Origin of the sequence: Lysinibacillus sp. NPDC096212, assembly GCF_044763105.1 — a bacterium.
In the GTDB taxonomy this organism is placed as follows: Bacteria; Bacillota; Bacilli; order Bacillales_A; family Planococcaceae; genus Lysinibacillus.
Genome location: NZ_JBIWFQ010000009.1, coordinates 17,012 through 37,489 on the forward strand (window position 1 = coordinate 17,012; position 20,478 = coordinate 37,489).

Consider the following 20,478-nt stretch of genomic DNA (forward strand, 5'->3'; position numbering starts at 1 on the left):
GCCGACAACTATGATACGATAAGAGAGACTCTTTGCGAAATATTGCATTCGCAAAGGGTCTTTTTATTCATTCAGGAGAATATTTTTCCATTTTTCACATTGTTCACGAGAATAACTAAACAAAATGACACAGTTACTTTACAATAGCCCATAAAATTTTATACAATTAAGTTTATATCTAATCTGAAAAATTTGACGAGCAAGGTGGACATGTTATGGCGAAAGAGCAAATTTTGACTCCCGAGGACGTTTTTGAGTTAGTCAAATCCTACATGAATGATGAAAATGTCGCATTCGTGAAAAAAGCATATGAATTAGCAAGGGATGCCCATATTGAGCAATTCCGAAGCTCAGGTGAACCGTATATTATTCACCCTGTGCAAGTAGCTGGAATTTTAGCTGAATTACAAATGGATCCTGAAACAGTTGCAGCTGGTTTTTTACATGATGTTGTCGAGGATACGGATTTTACGCGCGACGATTTGGTTCGTGAATTCGGCGAAGAGGTTGCGATGCTTGTAGATGGTGTAACAAAGCTGGGGAAAATTAAATATTTATCTAAAGAAGCGCAGCAAGCAGAAAATCATCGAAAAATGTTTGTAGCTATGGCGCAGGATATTCGTGTCATTTTGATTAAACTGGCAGACCGTCTACATAATATGCGCACGTTAAAGCATTTACCTGCAGAAAAACAACGCCGTATTTCTAAAGAAACGCTTGAAATTTTTGCACCACTCGCGCATCGTCTTGGGATTTCGACTGTTAAATGGGAGCTTGAGGATACAGCACTTCGTTATTTAAATCCACAGCAATATTATCGCATTGTCAGTCTTATGAAGAAAAAACGTGATGAGCGTGAGGCCTATTTAGATAATGTAATGGGTGAGATGAAGTCACAGCTTACAGATGTTGAAATTGAAGCAGATATATATGGTCGCCCAAAACATATTTACAGTATTTATCGTAAAATGGTGTTACAAAAGAAACAATTCAACGAGATTTATGATTTATTAGCCATTCGTGTACTTGTCGATAGTATTAAAGATTGCTATGCCGTGCTTGGGATTGTGCATACATTATGGAAGCCAATGCCTGGACGTTTTAAAGATTATATTGCGATGCCAAAACAAAACCTATATCAATCCCTGCATACAACAGTAATTGGTCCTTATGGTGACCCATTAGAAGTTCAAATTCGTACGAAGGAAATGCATAAAATTGCCGAGTACGGGATTGCAGCGCATTGGGCGTATAAAGAAGGTAAAAAAGTTGATAATGAAAAACAAAATGTCGACCAAAAATTAACGTGGTTCCGAGAAATTTTAGAATTCCAAAACGAATCTTCTAATGCTGAAGAATTTATGGAATCTTTAAAATTTGATTTATTCTCTGATATGGTCTATGTATTCACACCTGAAGGAGATGTCATTGAATTACCAGCAGGCTCTGTACCGATCGACTTCGCATATCGTGTGCATTCAGAAGTTGGGAATCGTACAATTGGCGCGAAAATCAATGGTAAAATGGTGCCACTTGATACACCGTTAAAAACGGGAGATATTATTGAAATTTTAACGTCTAAGCAATCATTTGGTCCGAGTCGCGATTGGCTAAAAATTGCCCAATCCTCACAGGCGAAAAATAAAATAAAGCAGTTTTTCAAACGTCATCTTCGTGAGGAAAATATCATCAAAGGTAAAGAGATGATAGAAAAGGAAATCCGCGCACAAGGTTTTGACGTAAAAGAAACAATGTCAGCGGACAATTTGAAGCGAGTATGCGAAAAATTCAACTATACAAATGAAGAAGATTTATATGCAGCTGTTGGCATGAATGGAATTACAGCTCAGCAAGTTGTTAATCGTCTAGCGGAAAAACGTCGCAAAGAGCGTGAACAGGAAGAAGCGCTAGAGAAAATTGAACAAAAAATGAAAAACCCTATTCCGCAAAAACGTACGGAATCGGGTGTTATCGTAAAAGATATCGACAATATGCTTATTCGACTTTCACGTTGTTGTACGCCAGTTCCTGGAGATGAAATTGTAGGCTTCATTACGAAAGGAAGAGGTGTTTCAGTGCACCGTGCGGACTGTCCAAATATTCAAGTTGATGATGAGCAGGAGCGCTTAATAGAAGTTGAATGGGAACATGGACTTACTCCAGAAAAAAAAGAATACCCTGTCGATATTGAAGTTTCGGCCTTCGATAGACCAGGAATTTTAAATGAAATCATGCAAATTGTTAGCGAAACGAAAACGAATATTTTAGCAGTGAGTGGTCGTGCAGATCGTGATAAAATGGCAACGATTCATTTAACGATTTCGATTTCAAATATTTCGCATTTGCATAAAGTAGTGGAACGTATTAAGCAAACACCTGATATATATTCAGTACAACGTGTTATTAACTAATTGGGATGGTTAGGCAGTAGCAACTTTGTTATGTACCGAAAATGGAACTTCTGGTGCATACAATAGGAGAATTGAGGTTTTAAAAAATGAAAGTAGTTTTACAACGTAGTAAAGCAGCCTCTGTTACGGTTGACGGAAAAGTAACGGGTGCTATTGATAGCGGTTATGTTCTTCTGGTTGGCATTACACACGGGGACACGCAGGAGGATGTTGAATATTTAGCAAAAAAAGTAGCAAATCTCCGCCTTTGGGAAGATGCTGATGGAAAAATGAATCATTCCATTTTAGAGCATGGAGGGGCTATTCTATCCGTCTCACAATTTACATTGTATGGAGATGCAAAAAAGGGGAATCGTCCAAGTTTTACAAGTGCAGCAAGACCAGAAGTCGCGGAACCGTTATGGGAGGCTTTTAATAATTCCTTACGTGAACACGGTTTACATGTGGAAACAGGAATATTTGGTGCAATGATGGATGTTGCACTGACAAATGATGGCCCTATTACAATACTTCTTGAGTCTAAATAAATGGTACATTTCCTATGATTCCTTCATACATTAAATAGTATGGTTAGTTTTGTAGGAAGGAAGTGTATTAAAGATGACGCAGGTAGGAAGCATATCAAATCCATATTTATACGAGACTCTTAACATGATGATTGGTCAGGCAATTGTAGTGCAAACTAAGAAAAATATTCAGCAAGGAAAATTAATCTCTGTATTACCTGATGATATTGTTTTAGAGGTTAGCCATACGCCATTTTTCATTAGTATGAAGGAGATTGTATGGGTTACGCTAGCAACAATGAAAAAATAAGCGCATAAAGGACCTCTATACTCATGTAATGTGAGTTGGAGGCCTTTTTTCGTTTGAGTGTACATAATATTTGACAGTGAGTACTGAAAGGCAAACACCATAACTTATAACGTCTATAACAAAGAGTCATTTAAAACAAAATAAATAAGCTGCAAGGGAAGTACAATTCTACTTTCCTTTGCAGCTTATTAATAATCCCCGCTGATACAAGTTTCACTTTATCGATCTTCGTTAAAGTATTTTAAAATACCTTGGTAGATACCGAGAGTAGCTTGTTCACGGAATTTAGCGTTTGTAATAACACGTTCCTCACTACCATTACTTAAGTAGCCTAGCTCAATGAGTGCAGCTTGTTGACGATTTTCTCGTAGAACTAAATAATTTCCTTGTTGGGTACCACGATTCTTTAAATCGATTTTATTGGAAAGTCCATTATTTATTGCCTCTGCAAGACCTTGTTGATTACTGTTCATATAATATGAGGTGAAGCCATTAACGGAGCTATCGTCTGTTGCATCATAATGAATACTGATAAAAGCATCTGCCTCATACTGGTGCGCAATTGAGACGCGTTTACGGAGTGCAACATATTCATCTGATTCTCTTGTCATGACAACATTTGCTCCAGCAGCACTCAACTTTGAAGCTAGAAGAGAAGCTGTTTTCAATGTAATTTCCTTCTCATTTGTTCCACGTTGTCCGGTAGTGCCGTGATCATTTCCGCCATGTCCAGCATCTACGACAATTGTTAGCCCATTTAAAGTGCCTTTCTTGCGTGGTGTAGATTTATCTTTTTTTATAGCAGTAGTTGTTTTGCTCGACGAAGAAGTAGTAACGACCCAGTTCGCCACAAATGCAGTTTTGTCATCTACTTGTATTTCATAAAAGTCATTTTTAGCGCCTACAATAGGGTAGGTTTCACCGGCATCTACACGTACAACAACATCAGCAGTCGTTGATGCATCTGTCCGTAGGTTTGTCCCATTATAAATGATTGTGACAGATTCAAGCTCTGAGGAAGAAGAAGCAGATTTTGATGTCGTTTTTCCTTTATTTGAAAAAGTACCATAAAAGCTATAAACCCAACCTGCTTTATTATCGTTATATTGAATTTTTACCCAGTTATGCTCTTGAGCCAGCACTTTAAAGGCTTGTCCATTTGAAGCTGTTCCTATTTTTTTAGCATTTAAGTCGGGATTTTGGCGCACATTAAGTGAATCTACTAAAACTGTAAATGTTGTATCTTTGTTGATTTTTTTTGTAGTAGATACTTCAACTTTAGGTTCATCAGCCTCAGCCTTAAACTTTTTTTCAGGTAGGTCATTGATTGTAACATAGTCAGTAGATACCCACCCAACTAGTCCGTTCCAATCTATTTTTGCCCATTCACCATTTTTTTCAATAAGTTTAGCTTGGCTGCCTATTGATAATTGTCCTAGAACTGCTGAAGATATGTCAGGCTCAGTACGAATATTTAGACGATCAACTTGTGATATCAACGTTTGGTCAACCGTTTGTTTATCGTTTATTGAAGTTGTTAGCCAAGATGCTACCCAACCTTCGTAATTGCCTGCTTTTACTTGAATCCAGTCACCTTCATGACTAATAGAAGTTAGCGAATCACCCTCATCTAATGTCGTAATGATTGGATAAGACAGTCCAGGTCCCTCACGTAAATGAAGAATCGTTCCAGTTACTTTTAAATCACTGGTGTCTGCTAGTGCTCTTTGAATATTATTCATATTTGGAATCGCAATTATTAGCACTAGTACGAAGATGATACTAATATTTAAAAGTTTTGTCCTCATCAGACTCCTCCTATCTTGTGCTATTTTACCATGCTTTAGTAATAGAATTCGTGGGAAAAAGGTAATGGAATTTGTTATTTTATCGAATGTATTGTAAAAAAAATAAAAACAGTTGACATTGCCTTTTGTTGTGACTAACATAAAGGGTAATCAAAAAATGATTAACCGCTTATGACCAAGCGAGTAGCATATACCTCTATTGGAGAAGAGAGGGAAAGACCTAGGCTGAAATCTTTCCTACAAAAATGTATATTGTGAACAACACTTGAGAGGCTTTTTTCTGAAAAGGTAACGCTTAGTAGGAAAAAACGGAATCGGCCGTTATCCGATTTGGAGGAGGACGCATGTATTTGATGCGTCAACTAGGGTGGAACCGCGGAAGCTTGTACAGCTCTCGTCCCTTGCATAACGCAAGGAGGCGAGGGCTTTTTTAGTGGACAAAAAATAAGAGAAGTCCAGAAGACAGCTTGCTCATAAGCAATTAATAAAGGAGGTTTTTCTATGAGTTTTAAAGTGCCACGAGGGACACAAGATATTTTGCCTGGTCAATCAGAAAAATGGCAAAAGATAGAAGCGGTTATCCGTGATATCTGTCGTGTCTATCGCTACAATGAAATTCGTACACCAATTTTTGAGCAAACAGATTTATTTGCACGTGGTGTCGGTGAAACAACAGATGTTGTTCAAAAAGAAATGTATACATTTGAAGATCGCGGTGGCCGTTCGTTAACATTACGTCCGGAGAATACAGCTGGTGTAGTTCGTGCTTATGTTGAGCATAAAATGTTTGGTGCACCTGATCAACCAGTAAAGCTTTCATATTTAGGACCAATGTTCCGTTATGAACGTCAACAAGCAGGGCGCTACCGTCAATTTGTTCAATTTGGAGTAGAAGCAATTGGTTCAGCTGATCCAGCCATTGATGCAGAAGTTATTGCACTAGCAATGGATGTCTATGAATCAGCAGGTTTAAAAGATTTAAAATTAGTCATTAACTCACTTGGTGACAAAGATACACGTGATACACACCGTACAGCACTGCTACAACACTTCGAACCACATATTCATGAGTTTTGTTCAGACTGCCAAAATCGTTTGCAAAAAAACCCACTACGTATTTTAGACTGTAAGGTAGACCGCGAGCACCCATTAATGCAATCTGCACCTGCATTAACTGATTTCCTAACTGAGGAGTCAGCAGCATATTTCGCTCAAGTTAAAACGTACTTAGATACACTGGGAATTTCGTATGAAGTCGATCCAAATCTTGTAAGAGGTCTTGATTATTACAATCATACGACTTTTGAAATTATGTCAACGGCTTCAGGATTTGGATCAATTACTACACTTTGTGGTGGGGGTCGCTATAATGGCCTTGTGCAAGAAATTGGTGGACCAGAAGTACCAGGTATCGGTTTCGCATTAAGTATTGAGCGTCTGTTGCTTGCACTTGAAGCTGAAGGTGTTGAATTAGACACAGCATCAGGACTCGATGTTTATATGATCGCTATGGGCGAAGAAGCGAAGCTAAAAACTGTAGAATTAACAAGTACCTTCCGTGCTAAGGGCATTTCTGCAGAGATGGATTATTTAGATCGCAAAATGAAAGCTCAAATGAAATCAGCAGACCGTTTAGGTGCGAAATATACGATTGTTTTAGGCGAAACGGAACTTGAAGAGCAAGTAGCTACTGTTAAACATATGGAATCAGGTGAACAACAAAAAGTAGCGTTCTCGGAATTAGTGAACTACCTATTAAAACAATAAGCGAATCTGTTAAAACATAAATCGTTTATAGATCAATACAGGATTATCTGTCCAATTCAAATATCTACGTCATTTGGACAGATAATTCATCTAATGAACTGCTAATTTTCCTTGGCATCCATTCACTACTAGTAGGAACGGTATGCTACATAAGTAAAATAAACGGTTCATCAACGAAAGTTGGGGATGACATTTTGTGAAAACGTATGTCATGTGGATAAATCAACCCAAAGTTATGGAGATGAGCCAAATAAATTTTGGAGGAATTAAATAATGGCAACAAGAACACATGCTAGTAATGAACTTTCAGAAGTAATAAAAGGCGAAAAAGTCGTATTAAAAGGTTGGGTACAACGTCGTCGCGACTTAGGCGGTTTAATCTTCATTGATTTACGTGACCGTACTGGAATCACTCAGGTAGTGTTTAGCCCTGATGTTGCAGAAGCACATGCTCTAGCCGATAAAGTGCGTAGTGAGTACGTAATTGAAGTAGAGGGGACAGTTATTCTTCGTGCAGAAGATCAAATCAACCCAAATGTACCAAACGGCAAAATTGAAGTAGAAGCAACAAAATTAGTCGTTATTAATACGGCAAAAACAACACCATTCCAAATCGAAGATCGTACTGATGTATCTGAAGATTTGCGTTTAAAATATCGTTATCTTGACCTGCGTCGTCCTGTTATGTTTGACACATTTAAAATGCGTTCAGACGTTACTCGTACAATTCGTAACTTCTTACAAAACGAAGGCTTCTTAGAAGTAGAGACGCCAATTTTAACAAAATCATCTCCAGAAGGAGCTCGTGACTATTTAGTACCATCACGTGTTCATGAAGGCGAATTTTATGCACTACCACAATCACCTCAGCTATTTAAGCAATTATTAATGGTGTCTGGTTTCGAAAAATACTTCCAAATCGCACGTTGTTTCCGTGATGAAGACTTACGTGCTGACCGTCAACCAGAGTTTACACAAGTTGATATTGAAACAAGCTTTTTAACGCAAGAAGAAATTATTGAAATGAACGAACGCTTAATCCAAGCAGTTATGAAAGAAGTAAAAGGCATTGATATCCCTGCACCATTCCAACGTATGAAATATCAAGAAGCTATGGATCGTTACGGCTCAGATAAACCTGATGTACGTTTCGGCTTAGAGCTAGTTGCTTTAAATGATATTTTTGATGGCTGTAATTTCAAAGTGTTTGCTGATACAGTAGCACAAGGTAAGCAAGTAAAGAGTATCAACATTAAAGGTGCGGCAGACAAATACTCTCGTAAAGACATGGACGAGTTAACAAAATTCGTTGGTATTTATGGAGCAAAAGGTCTGGCTTGGTTAAAAGTAACGGAAGAAGGCTTAAACGGACCGATTGCAAAATTCTTTGACGAAGCATTAGCAGCTTCATTAATCGAACGTATGAAAGCTGAAGTGGGCGATATTTTAGTATTCGTTGCTGATAAAGCGTCTGTTGTAGCAGCATCTTTAGGTGCACTTCGTACGAAATTAGGTCAAGATTTGGGCTTAATCGACGAATCAGAATTTGCATTCCTATGGATCACAGATTGGCCATTATTAGAGTACTCTGAAGAAGACGGTCGCTATTATGCAGCGCACCATCCATTCACACGTCCATTTGACGAAGATATTCCGTTAATGGAAACTGATCCTTCAGCTGTCCGCGCGCAAGCATACGATATCGTATTAAACGGATATGAGCTTGGTGGAGGTTCGCTACGTATTTATGAACGTGAATTACAAGAAAAAATGTTTAATTTACTTGGTTTCACAGAAGAAGAAGCAAGAGCTCAATTTGGCTACTTATTAGAAGCATTTGAATACGGAGTACCACCACATGGAGGTCTTGCATTTGGTCTTGACCGCTTCGTAATGCTACTTGCAGGCCGCACTAACTTACGTGACACAATTGCATTCCCGAAAACAGCAAGTGCAAGCTGCTTATTAACGAATGCACCAAGTGAAGTTTCTCTAGAACAATTGAATGAGTTAAATTTAGCAATTAAAACATTTAAAAGATAATTAATACTCCTAAATACCTGGATTCTCTAGCAAAATTTGTTGAGAATCTAGGTATTTTTTGCGTTTTCGAAAGAATGAAGATTTTTTTAAAGAAAATAGTTTGAATTGTCAGAAATATTGTGTTATTATAACTGTAATACGAATCCTGATGTGTTTGTCTAATTGCTAGCTCTACTTAACAGTTTTGACCGAACACATTAGAATCGGGAGCCTTCATTTTGTAGTCGCAAACAAGCCCCATGCGGAGCGGGACGTTTAAAGCTGCAAAGCAGGCACCCCCCTGCGAATTGCGGGTTCAAAACGAATGTTTCTTGGCATAACGGCACAATCGGGATTCGTCATACATAGTAAATAACCACAAAGAGGAGCATAAAATTAGCTCCTTTTTTAGTGCGAATAAATGGTTATTCAAAAAGACAACTGCATAGCAAGATTTATAATAGTTATTTGTAGAGGAGAAATGACGATGATTCTTGGCTTAAAAAGAAGGCTGGACGCCCCCAGGAAGCTATGCTCTGCGCGAAAGCGAAGCGTCAGCGGCAAAGTGCCCAGCCGGAACGGAGATCAACCCCACGTGATGATGATTTAGTGAAAAAATTAGAAAATATAAAAAATACTTTTTATTTTTGTAAAAGTGTCATATAATTGGTATAGACAACTATACCAAATTAAATGATAGCTTGTTAACTTCAGCAAAGCTCCTCAAAAAATGATTAGGGGGTGATCTATTGAAGAATACACTTTTAATTTCCAATGTTACGATAGTCAATCATGATGAGGCACCGATTAAGGGTGACTTATTCATTGATAATGGTAGGATTATTAAAATAAGTCATAACCTATCTGATCAGGCCGAATGCTATATAGATGGCAAAAATAAAAATTGGCTACTACTACCTGGCTATATTGATATGCACATACATGGCTCTGCTGGGCATGATGTGATGGATGCTACACAATTAGCATTACATCAAATGGCGCGTTCTTTAGTACAAGAAGGCGTTACGGGCTTCCTTGCTACTACAATGACGCAATCTATAGAAGCAATTGAAAGCGCTTTATCCAACGTTGCTCAATTTGAAAATAATGATGATGAGGCAAGCTTATTAGGGATACATGTAGAGGGGCCATATGTATCGAAAAAACGGGCAGGTGCTCAGCCAATAGAATACATTATTTTACCGTCTGCTGAGCAATTTACATCCTGGCAGAACATAAGTAAGCAACGCATTAAACAAGTCACAATTGCACCTGAGGTAGAGGGAGGCTTTACGTTTATTGAAGCGCTAAAAGATTTAAATGTTATTGCTTCCATTGGCCATTCTGACGCATCAATTGAGGAAGTGGATAAGGCAATAGCATTGGGAGTAAGGCAGGCTACACATTTATATAACCAAATGCGCCCTTTCCATCATCGCCAACCAGGTGTCGTTGGTGCAGTGCTTTTAGAAGATCAGGTGAAGACTGAAATTATAGCTGATTTCGTGCATAGCCATCCTCAAGCTGTAAAGCTAGCATATCGAATAAAAGGAGCGAATGGTATTATCTTAATTACAGATGCGATGCGGGCAAAAGGCTTACATTATGATAATTATGATTTAGGTGGTCAAACCGTTCATGTTTCTAAGGATGGGGCTCATTTATCTAATGGGGCTTTAGCGGGTAGTGTGCTAACGATGGAGCAGGCAGTAAAAAATATGAAAGCAGTTACCGATTGCTCATTGCAGGAAATTGTCGCAATGTCCTCTACGAATGCTGCTAAACAATTACAGCTTGCAACTAAAGGTCGTATTGCAGAAGGATATGATGCAGATTTTGTATTACTAGATGAACATTTAAATGTACAAAAAACTATTTGTCGGGGTAAAGTTGTATTTGAGAAGTGAAAGTAAAGAGGCGATAAGGATGGTGCAACACTTGTTAGATAAAAATTCTCATATACCTATCTATATACAAATAGAAGAGATCATTAAACAACGTATTTATATAGAAGAATACAGAATTGGAGAAAATATACCTTCAGAACGAGAGCTTTCTACGCAGTTTGATGTTAGTAGAATGACTGTTCGTCAATCAATCACAAATTTAGTCAATAGCGGTTTACTGTATCGTGAAAAAGGGAAAGGTACATATGTCGCTAATCCAAAATTAGAACAACCGCTAAAAGGATTAACAAGTTTCACAGAGGATATGCGGGCTAGAGGAATGGAACCAAGCAGTAAAGTTTTACGCTTTGAAAAAATCGTACCACCAATTGATATTGCTAGAGATTTAATGATAGAGCCGAGCGAAGAGGTATTCTTCGTTGTTCGAATCCGTAGTGCAGATTCCAAGCCAATGGCAATCGAAAGAACGTATATTCCCGTGAAAGTATATCCAGAATTAGATGAAAAGAAAATAATGGGGTCATTGTATGCGTTAATCGAAGCAAAATTCCATCAAAAAATTGGAAATGCTATTCAGCAAATGGAGGCAGCTATTGTTCCAAAAGAAGATAGTAAATTTTTGCAAATTAATCATACTGCGCCTGTGTTAATTATTAAACGTACAAGTTATTTATCTGATGGAGTTCCGTTCGAGCTTGTGCGAAGTACTTATCGAGCTGATCGATACAAATTCATTAGTGAAATTAAAAGGTGATCCTATGGATGCATATTTTTTAGAAATTCAAAAGTTAATGCAGGTCGTGAGAGAGCAAGAATATGCCCAAATAAAAGAGGCCGCACAATTAATTGTCCAAAGGCTTCAATGCGGAGGAATTGTCCAATTATTTGGTTGTGGACATTCTCATCTTTTAGCACAGGACGCATTTTATCGTGCGGGAGGACTTGTACCTGTTCGTCCTATCATTATTGAACCTTTAACTTTACATGCAGGAGCAATGACATCATCTAAAAACGAGAAGGACCCGACTATCATTGAACGGTATAAATATCATTTTGATTTTCATGAAAATGATATTTGCATTGTTATTTCTACATCCGGAAGAAATCAAGCACCGTTAGATGTGGCCTTTTTAGCGAAAGAAACAGGAGTGTTGGTCATGTCTTTGCAATCTCTTGCTTATTGCGAACAACCGACCCGTCATCAAAGTGGACAGCGATTAGAGGATGTAGTAGATGTAGTGATCGATACGCATATACCAATAGGAGATGGTTTGCTGCATCACCATGAAATACAGTATGCACCATCCTCTACAGTGATTGGCTCATTTATTTTAAATGCATTATTCAGTGAAATCATTGAGAACATGGCTTTATCTGACGAAATATTACCAGTTTTTAAAAGTAATAATGTTGACTCTGATTTGTCTCATAATGAGGCTATGATTACCAATTATCAACATCGTATTAACTTTAAATGACATGCGGAGGGATATCGATGAAGAAAATGTATAAAATAACAGCGCCAGAGGGACTACATGCTAGACCGGCAGCATTACTTGTAACGGCTGTAACACCGTTTGAGTGTGACGTTCAGTTAACGTATAAAGAGAAATCGGTCAATTTAAAATCAATTATGGGCGTTATGTCACAAGGGGTAGCACCTGGAAGCATTGTAGAAATTTCAGCAGAGGGATCTGATGCCGAGAAGCTTTTTCAAACAATAACAGAAGTTATGGTTTCAAAAGGAATTGGTGAGGAATGTTAGAAATACAAGGAATTGCTGTTTCTCGAGGCATCGCCTTTGCAAATGCGTATTGTTTAAAGGAACCAGATCTAACTTTTGAAGAAGTTAAGATTACTGATGTACATGCTGAACTAGAAAGGTTCAAGGCGGCTATTGTTAAAACGAAAGCGGAACTTCAAGAAATTCATGAAATAGCTCAGGAGAAATTTGGTGCTGAAAAGGCGGCTATTTTCGAGGCACATCTATTAGTGCTAGAGGATCCTGAAATGCTTACGTCTATTGAAGCGAAAATTCAATCTGGGGTGAATGCTGAATTTGCATTAGATAAAGTATCGAATATGTTCATTGCAATGTTTGAAGGGCTAGATAATGTCTATATGCAGGAGCGAGTCGCAGATATTCGAGATGTATCTAAACGGGTATTAGCCCATTTATTAGGGGTTGAAATGGTGGATATGAATCGTTTAACCTCTGAAGTTATTATCGTTGCTAAAGACTTAACACCGTCCATGACTGCGATGTTAGATACAACGTATGTAAAAGGGTTTATAACGGATATTGGTGGCAAAACATCTCATTCTGCTATTCTCGCAAGAACGTTAGAGATTCCAGCAGTAGTTGGGACGAAAAATGCCACGGAAGGTATTCAACATGGAGCATCAATTGTTTTAGATGGGACAAATGGCAAGATTTTTGTCAACGCTTCATCGGAAATAACTAGCTTTTATTTGCAGCAACAACGTTTACACAATGAAGAGAAGGAAGAACTTCTTCGATATCGTTCATTACCAAGTTTGAGTGCGGATGGATTTTCAGTAGAAATTGCAGGGAATATAGGAAACCCTGAAGATGCGGATATGGTCATTAATGCTGGTGGATATGGTATTGGCTTGTTTCGTACAGAGTTTTTATATATGGAACGACAGGAGCTACCAACTGAGGAGGAGCAGTTTCAAGCATATAAAAGCGTACTTGAGAAAATGCAAGGCAAGCCAACGATTGTTCGGACATTAGATATTGGTGGCGATAAAAATCTACCATATTTAAAACTTGCTGAAGAGATGAACCCTTTTCTTGGCTATCGAGCAATTCGAATTAGTTTAACCCAACAAGAAATGTTTCGTGTACAGATTCGCGCATTACTAAAATCAAGCGCTTACGGCAATTTAAAAATTATGTTTCCGATGATTGCTACATTGGATGAATTTAAAATGGCGAAGGCAATATTGCTTGAAGAAAAACAAAGTTTGAAGAGTGATGGATATCTTATATCTGAAACACTAGAAGTGGGGATGATGATTGAAATTCCGTCGGCAGCGATCATTGCAGATGTATTTGCAAAGGAAGTAGATTTTTTCTCAATTGGTACAAATGATTTAATCCAATACACGTTAGCAGCGGATCGCATGAACGAAAATGTTTCTTATTTATATCAACCGTATCATCCTGCTGTTTTAAGACTTATAAAAAATGTCATTGATGCAGCACAGCATCATGGAAAATGGGTAGGTATGTGTGGTGAAATGGCTGCAGATGAAATAGCGTTACCGATTTTACTGGGATTTGGATTAAATGAGTTTTCCATGAGTGCTTCCTCTATTTTAAAGACTCGTGCACATCTCGCTAAGCTTTCTAAACAACAGCTAACACCACATAATGAGCGCATCTTACTATTATCCACGGCCTCAGAAGTCGAGGAATATGTGAAAAATAATCTATTAAGTTTATCTTGAATTGTACGAATATTCAGTACCTGAAAGGGGTGCTCTAGCGTATGGAAATAAAAATAATCCCTCCAAAAGATTATTTACAGGTACATCAATTAAGAGATTATTGTTTTCCTAATAAGTATACGGGTGCGCGACGCGATGATTTTCACTATTGGATTGAGCATAGCACAACATTAGGTGCTTACGATGAACATAAAGTAGTTGGACAGCTATTAATATTGCCACTTAATATGACAATTCATGGTGAAAATTACAAGATGGGTGGAATTGGCTTTGTTGCAACATATCCTGAATATCGGCAACAAGGTATTATCAAAAAGCTTATGACCGAGGCACTGAAGAAAATGCGAGAAAATGGGCAGAGCACTTCTGTGTTAGCACCATTCTCCGTATCCTTTTATCGTTACTTTGGCTGGGAATTATTTTTTGAGAAGTTATGTTATACCATTCCGCAATTGCTGTTTCCTTCTTTCGGAAAGCAGCTGGACGTAGTAAAACGTATGAGCTTTGAATGGCCAGATCATTATCTTTTTCAGGCAATTAAGGATTTTCATAATGCACAATCGATTTTTAGTAATGGGAGTATGCTGCGAGATGATGCTTGGTGGAAAAGGATAGAAAGAAGGATGCCTGATAGTCATTTTGCGGCATATTTTAAGGAAGATAAAATTGCGGGTTATATTCGCTATATCATTCAGGATGGAACGTTTGAGATTCATGATTTTATAGCTGAAGATTTACTAGCAGAACAAGCGATTTGGCGTTTTATCACGTCTCATGCTGCGAGTGTAAGTAACATTAAAGGAGTTACTTCTAACGATCATCAATTTGGCTTTTATTTTAAAGAACCACAGTTTAAAAAGGAAGTCGTTCAAGATGTGATGGTAAGAATAGTAGATGCTTTGATGTTCATGCAACATTATCCGTGGGGCGATATTCAGGAGCCGTTATATATTCAAATTGAAGATCCATTTTGTAGTTGGAATGAGCACGCATATAAAATAAATAAAAGTGGAGATGTCTCGATAATTGAGACAAATTCTATCCCAAATGTGCATATGTTAACATTACCAATCAATCTTTTTTCAGCGATGATGGTAGGCTATCTTTCTGTAAAGGATGCTGCCTTGTATGCAAATGAAGAAATGGCTGATGACATTATAGATCGATGGCAGCAAGCGTTACCCTCTAATAAACCAGCATTCTATGAATACTTTTAACTTCTTTCAGCAAATGTTTTTGTAGCGAAAGTTAAGCGTCAGTAACATATGTCTTTTGTGCTGAAAGCGTAGCGACAGCAACAAGGGTGACCAACATCGTGCTACTACGCTACGCTAACACTACGCTTTTGCGCAAAAAACATTTGTTGGCCAAAAGCCTCGAGACGCAATTATGCCGAAGTATAATTGATGTATCGATGTCGTGTCATGTGGTGAAAAGTGGATATGAATGTAGTTGATTCTGAAAAATTAAATTTTTTTGAACTTTTTTCTGGACTATACCAGTTAGGTGAATCCATTCTGTAGTCTGTAACAGAGTTATAGCCCAATTTTTAAAGTCTCTCCACAAGGGAGGAAATGGTGTAAAAAGTATATTGTGGTATATACCAATTGATGCTATTCTCATCATAAGAAAGCGATTTCATAGTTGAAAAATCATAAAAATAAAAGTTAAAAAGACGAACTTAATCATGAAAAGGAGTGTTTTTATGAAAAACATTATGCTAGTGTGCGTAGCGGGAATGAGTACTAGTTTGCTAGTGTCAAAGATGCAAAAAGCCGCACAAGATCAAAACATTGAGGCAGATATTTATGCGATTGCTGAAGGTGAGGTTGACAAAGTATTAGCTACTAAAATGGCGGATGTGATGCTATTGGGTCCTCAAGTCCGTTACTTAAAAGGGACATATGAAAAAAAATATAAGGCAATGAATTTTCCGATTGAAGTCATTAACATGGCGGATTACGGCATGATGAATGGCGAAAATGTTTTAAAGCAAGCGTTACAGTTGATTGGTTAAGGGGGCAGCGACAATGGAAGAAACAGTTTTGATGGAATCTATTATGGGACTGATTGTGCACAGTGGTAATACGAGAAGTGAATGTATGGAGGCTATCCAGCTAGCGAAAAATGGTCAGATTCAGGAAGCGAAGGAAAAAATACAGTTAGCTAACGATGCATTGATTGAAGCGCATCATTCTCAGACGGCTCTACTTTCACAAGAAGCAAGGGGAGAAAAAGTAGAAGTGTCAATGCTGTTAATTCACGCGCAGGATCATTTAATGAATGCCATTACGTTTCGTGATTTAGCAACTGAAATGATTGAGTTGTATGAACGAATCAAAGGGGAATAGCATCAAGCCTTGATGTCACAATAAAAAGTAAAGGGAGTGTGTGAAATGTTCCGTTTTTTAGAAGAAAAATTTGTGCCAGTCGCAGCTAGAGTAGGGAATCAGCGTCATTTAGTTGCCATTCGAGATGGATTTATTACAATCATGCCATTGACAATTGTTGGGTCACTTGCGATTCTTGTTAATACTTTGCCTATCAAATTCTATCAAAATGCGCTCGATGCCATCTGGAAGCATGAAACTTGGACACAGTGGGGCGGCAATGTTTGGGGAGCGACATTTGGAATCATCTCTCTGTTATTAGCCTTTTCCGTAGCCTACCATTTGACAAAAAGCTATGACAAGGATGCGTTATCTGGTGGTGTTATAGGTCTTGCGAGTTATATGACATTTGGCACGTTTGGAGAAGGTGGTTTAACAGGGTTAACAACGGGTACTGGAGGAATATTTGTTGCGCTCATTGCAGCTTTGATTTCTGCAGAAATATTCTCACGTTTATCTGGGAACCCTAAGCTGTTAATTAAAATGCCAGCTGGTGTGCCAGCTGCTGTTTCAAAATCATTTGCTGCATTACTACCAGCGATTATTACGATTGGCTTACTAGCATTAGTACGTACAATCGTTTCAGCCGGATTTAATATTCCAGATATTATTGGAACGTTTTATTCATCGATTCAAGAGCCGTTTATGGGATTAACAAATACATGGGTAGCAGGTCTTATTTTAGCGTTTATTCCAACCTTCTTATGGTCTTTCGGTATTCATGGTGCAAATATTATTGAGCCATTTATGCAATCTATTAACTTACAAGCAATAGATGCTAACGTTGCAGCTATTTCAGCTGGAAAAGCTGCGCCTTATATCATTAATAAACCATTCTTTGATGCTTTTATCAATATGGGTGGTTCAGGTACAACAATTGCCTTAATTATTGCTATATTCATCATTGCAAGAAAGAATAAGCAGTATAATACGGTCGGTAAGCTATCAGCAGCGCCAGGACTATTTAACATTAATGAACCGTTACTGTTCGGTTTACCAATTGTGCTTAATCCGATTTTATTTATGCCTTTTATCTTAACGCCAATGGTTAATGTCACAATCGCCTTTTTTGCAACGAAATGGGGATTAGTACCTGCAGCAACGATTGCAGTTCCATGGAATACGCCTCCAATACTTAATGGTCTCTTGGTAACGCAATCATGGCGTGGTGCTGTGCTCAGTATCGTCTTAATCGTAGTTGCGATATGTATTTACCTACCATTCTTATCAATGGCAAACCGCATGGCAAAGCAGAATGAACTACGGGCTGCTGAAGCAGAGTCTCAAAAAGATCAGCATGTTACAAAATTAGAGAGTCAAAAAGTAGAAGTGTAATTGTGAGCTAACGGAGGTATTTAAATTGAAAAGATTAGGGATTTCACTATATCCTCAGCATAGTACACTAGACGATATGAAGCGATATGTTCAGCTCGCTCATGACAATGGTTTTGATCGAATATTTACATGTCTTATGTCATTAAATAATGATCAGGAACGACAAAAATTACAACAAATCAATAAATTTGCGCAGCAGCTTGACTTTGAAATTTCAGCTGATATTGCCCCAGCTGTTTTTGAAGATTTAGACTTAACGTATAAAGATATCGGTTACTTTAAGGAGCATTATCATTTAGCGGCATTGCGCTTAGATATGGGCTTTTCTGGTCAGGAAGAAGCGTTTATGTCGCTCGATGCAAGTAATTTAAAAATAGAATTAAATATTAGTAACGGTACTAAATATGTAGAAAATATATTATCCTATCAACCGAATAAAGATAATATTATTGGCTGCCATAATTTTTATCCGAGACGTTTCACAGGTTTATCACGTCAACATTTTTTACAAACATCTCAACAATTTAAAGCAAATCATATTCGTACAGCAGCCATGATTTCATCACAGCATGCTATGTTCGGACCTTGGGAAGAAACCGAGCATGGATTACCTACATTAGAAGAGCATCGTCATCTGCCAATTACTGTGCAAGCAAAGGATTTATGGCACACTGGTTTAATAGATGATTGCATTATCGGCAATATGTATGCTTCTGAGGAAGAAATACGTGCGTTAGGTCAATTAAATCGCCATAAGCTAGAGCTGAAAGTTGAGCAGTCTATTGAAACGTCTATTTTAGAAGAAGCCATCCTTTTTAAGGAGCCACATTTTAATCGTGGCGATGTTTCGGATTATGTGATCCGTAGTACGCAATCTCGTGTTAAATATAAAAATGGTGACTTCCCTGTACATGATAGCCACCCATTAACATTGGGCGATGTGACAATCGATAATAATTTAGATGTACGTTATAAAGGTGAGCTCCAAATTGTTTTAAAGGAGATGCCGAATGCCGGATCAACAAATGTTGTGGCAAGAGTAGTAGTAGAAGAGCAATTTTTATTAGCACATATTCAGCCTTGGGCATCATTTGGCTTTACGAAATGATTACAGAAGAAGGGATTAAGCCATTAGTAGATAGTGCTTAATCCCTTTTTATCTTTAGTAAGCAGATATTTTCTGAGCGAAAGCGAAGCGGCAGCTCCAAGTGATTGCTATAGCGACAGCCAAGCTAAGGCAAAATCTAGATGAAAGGAGTAAAGATATGTATGTATTAGCGATTGACGGTGGGGGAACGAAAACGTCAGCAGTGATTTGTGATGAACTGGGCAATGTTTATGCTAAAGTAGTAACGACTCGCAGTAACCCAACAGCTATGGGTATTCAATTTTTTAAGTCAACGATTCATGATATACTACAAAATTTGCAACAACAAAATCTGCAAGTATTTGCAGCTATAGATAGTTGTTTTGCTGGCATGGCTGGAGTTAAGGAGCTACAGGCAGAGGAAGTTGTAGAATCGATAGTACGTCAATACGTTCCTAAAACAGCACCTGTGATTGTTGATAATGATGCTCTAATTGCACTTTATGCAGGCACACTTGGGCAGGCTGGTATTGTGCAAATTGCAGGGACAGGCGCTATTACGATGGGCTACGATCGTGAGCAACATTTTCATAGAGTTGGGGGCTGGGGTTATCTTTTTGATGATGAAGGCAGTGGCTATGATTTAGGTGTTCAAGTGCTGAAGGCTATTTTTCAAAGCTATGATGGGCGAGGAGACCCGACAGCATTGACAGATGTAGTATTACGTTATTTTTCTGTAGAAAATGTACCACAATTAATAGAGCGTATATATGGAGAAGAGCATCCTCGGACAGTGATTGCACCGTTAAGTAAATATGTTTTTGACGTGGCAGAAAAAGGTGATCCTGTTGCTATTAAAATCATTGAGGATGCAAGTAAGAAATATTATGTGGCGATTAAAGCATGTTACGCTCATATGACTTGGGAGGAAGGGAAAGTACCTGTTGTATTAGTGGGTGGCGTTTTTAATAATGAAGCATATTTTTTACCGAAATTACAGCAATTCGCACAGGCTGACGAGATACCATTGCAATTTATGGCACCAGTTTTACAACCAATCGGCGGGGCGGTAATTGCAGCTTTCAAGCAAATAAACGCTCAGCTCGGCTCAGATTTTGTGGAATGTTTCTCCGAAAATTATGAACAGGAATTATAGTGATGAGACTAAAGGCAATTGGATTATGATTTATTCAATTGCCTAAATTTTTTATAGATTTTTATGGGCTCAATTCAAACTTTACATACTTAAAAAGTATTTGATTAGGAATACTTAATTTTTTTAGTTATAATTTTTACTTGATGAATATCGTGATAAAATGTAAGATAAGTTTGATTTTATCTTAGTATTTAACTAGGTTTACTAATAAAGTGATTAGCTGGGTGCTTTATCCAACGCTGATCACCAATCGGGCTTTAACGGGCAATGTAAATTACTGCCCATTAAAGCGTGCTAAAAAT

The 20,478-nt window shown here is 37.9% G+C and carries 17 protein-coding genes, 1 other RNA gene and 1 other annotated feature; of the genes, 17 read left to right on the top strand and 1 reads right to left on the bottom strand.

The window, feature by feature from the left end; all coding sequences use genetic code 11:
- Positions 1-215 precede the first annotated feature (215 nt).
- The 3 genes from ACIQ7T_RS10890 to ACIQ7T_RS10900 all read left to right on the top strand — a co-directional run bounded on the left by ACIQ7T_RS10890 (position 216) and on the right by ACIQ7T_RS10900 (position 3,227).
- Positions 216-2,411 (top strand): RelA/SpoT family protein, encoded by a 2,196-nt coding sequence (locus ACIQ7T_RS10890; RefSeq protein ID WP_370075397.1) that lies wholly within the window; start codon positions 216-218, stop codon positions 2,409-2,411.
- Between the two features lie 86 nt (positions 2,412-2,497).
- The gene (dtd, locus tag ACIQ7T_RS10895) at positions 2,498-2,938 is read left to right on the top strand and encodes a D-aminoacyl-tRNA deacylase (RefSeq protein ID WP_370075396.1); all 441 of its coding nucleotides are present in this window, start codon (positions 2,498-2,500) and stop codon (positions 2,936-2,938) included.
- 73 nt (positions 2,939-3,011) lie between these two features.
- Positions 3,012-3,227, top strand: coding sequence for a DUF2642 domain-containing protein (locus tag ACIQ7T_RS10900; RefSeq protein ID WP_370075395.1), 216 nt, complete (start codon positions 3,012-3,014; stop codon positions 3,225-3,227).
- A gap of 218 nt (positions 3,228-3,445) precedes the next feature.
- Here ACIQ7T_RS10900 and ACIQ7T_RS10905 read toward each other — a convergent pair whose 3' ends face one another.
- Entirely contained in the window at positions 3,446-5,035 is a 1,590-nt protein-coding gene (locus tag ACIQ7T_RS10905; protein WP_402870261.1) for an N-acetylmuramoyl-L-alanine amidase family protein, read from the bottom strand.
- A gap of 162 nt (positions 5,036-5,197) precedes the next feature.
- Positions 5,198-5,440, top strand: a binding site (T-box leader).
- 96 nt (positions 5,441-5,536) lie between these two features.
- Here ACIQ7T_RS10905 and hisS point away from each other — a divergent pair.
- From hisS to ACIQ7T_RS10975, 14 genes are all read left to right on the top strand, one after another.
- Complete coding sequence (hisS, locus tag ACIQ7T_RS10910; protein WP_370075393.1) at positions 5,537-6,802, top strand: histidine--tRNA ligase; 1,266 nt, start codon at positions 5,537-5,539, stop codon at positions 6,800-6,802.
- Between the two features lie 273 nt (positions 6,803-7,075).
- The gene (aspS, locus tag ACIQ7T_RS10915) at positions 7,076-8,845 is read left to right on the top strand and encodes an aspartate--tRNA ligase (RefSeq protein ID WP_402870264.1); all 1,770 of its coding nucleotides are present in this window, start codon (positions 7,076-7,078) and stop codon (positions 8,843-8,845) included.
- Between the two features lie 139 nt (positions 8,846-8,984).
- Positions 8,985-9,184: non-coding RNA, 6S RNA (gene ssrS, locus ACIQ7T_RS10920), on the top strand.
- A 389-nt stretch (positions 9,185-9,573) separates the two neighbouring features.
- Complete coding sequence (gene nagA / locus ACIQ7T_RS10925; RefSeq protein WP_402870267.1) at positions 9,574-10,731, top strand: N-acetylglucosamine-6-phosphate deacetylase; 1,158 nt, start codon at positions 9,574-9,576, stop codon at positions 10,729-10,731.
- A 31-nt stretch (positions 10,732-10,762) separates the two neighbouring features.
- The gene (locus ACIQ7T_RS10930; protein WP_370075821.1) at positions 10,763-11,485 is read left to right on the top strand and encodes a GntR family transcriptional regulator; all 723 of its coding nucleotides are present in this window, start codon (positions 10,763-10,765) and stop codon (positions 11,483-11,485) included.
- Positions 11,486-11,489: 4 nt separating this feature from the next.
- Positions 11,490-12,209: a sugar isomerase domain-containing protein gene (locus ACIQ7T_RS10935; RefSeq protein ID WP_483308134.1), complete on the top strand. Its 720-nt coding sequence runs from the start codon at positions 11,490-11,492 to the stop codon at positions 12,207-12,209.
- 17 nt (positions 12,210-12,226) lie between these two features.
- Entirely contained in the window at positions 12,227-12,496 is a 270-nt protein-coding gene (locus tag ACIQ7T_RS10940) for an HPr family phosphocarrier protein (RefSeq protein WP_402870270.1), read from the top strand.
- Positions 12,490-14,208: a phosphoenolpyruvate--protein phosphotransferase gene (gene ptsP, locus ACIQ7T_RS10945; RefSeq protein WP_402870273.1), complete on the top strand. Its 1,719-nt coding sequence runs from the start codon at positions 12,490-12,492 to the stop codon at positions 14,206-14,208. The genes ACIQ7T_RS10940 and ptsP overlap by 7 nt, the downstream gene beginning before the upstream one ends.
- Positions 14,209-14,249: 41 nt before the next feature.
- Positions 14,250-15,425, top strand: coding sequence for a GNAT family N-acetyltransferase (locus ACIQ7T_RS10950; RefSeq protein ID WP_402870276.1), 1,176 nt, complete (start codon positions 14,250-14,252; stop codon positions 15,423-15,425).
- A gap of 488 nt (positions 15,426-15,913) precedes the next feature.
- A complete protein-coding gene (locus ACIQ7T_RS10955; protein ID WP_370075386.1) occupies positions 15,914-16,225 on the top strand; it encodes a PTS sugar transporter subunit IIB in 312 nt (103 codons plus the stop codon).
- Positions 16,226-16,238: 13 nt separating this feature from the next.
- Positions 16,239-16,559 (top strand): PTS lactose/cellobiose transporter subunit IIA, encoded by a 321-nt coding sequence (locus ACIQ7T_RS10960; protein WP_049667708.1) that lies wholly within the window; start codon positions 16,239-16,241, stop codon positions 16,557-16,559.
- A 45-nt stretch (positions 16,560-16,604) separates the two neighbouring features.
- Entirely contained in the window at positions 16,605-17,933 is a 1,329-nt protein-coding gene (locus tag ACIQ7T_RS10965) for a PTS sugar transporter subunit IIC (RefSeq protein WP_370075385.1), read from the top strand.
- Between the two features lie 25 nt (positions 17,934-17,958).
- Entirely contained in the window at positions 17,959-19,041 is a 1,083-nt protein-coding gene (locus ACIQ7T_RS10970; RefSeq protein WP_370075384.1) for a DUF871 domain-containing protein, read from the top strand.
- Between the two features lie 157 nt (positions 19,042-19,198).
- Positions 19,199-20,176 (top strand): N-acetylglucosamine kinase, encoded by a 978-nt coding sequence (locus tag ACIQ7T_RS10975; protein WP_370075383.1) that lies wholly within the window; start codon positions 19,199-19,201, stop codon positions 20,174-20,176.
- The last annotated feature ends 302 nt before the right edge of the window (positions 20,177-20,478 follow it).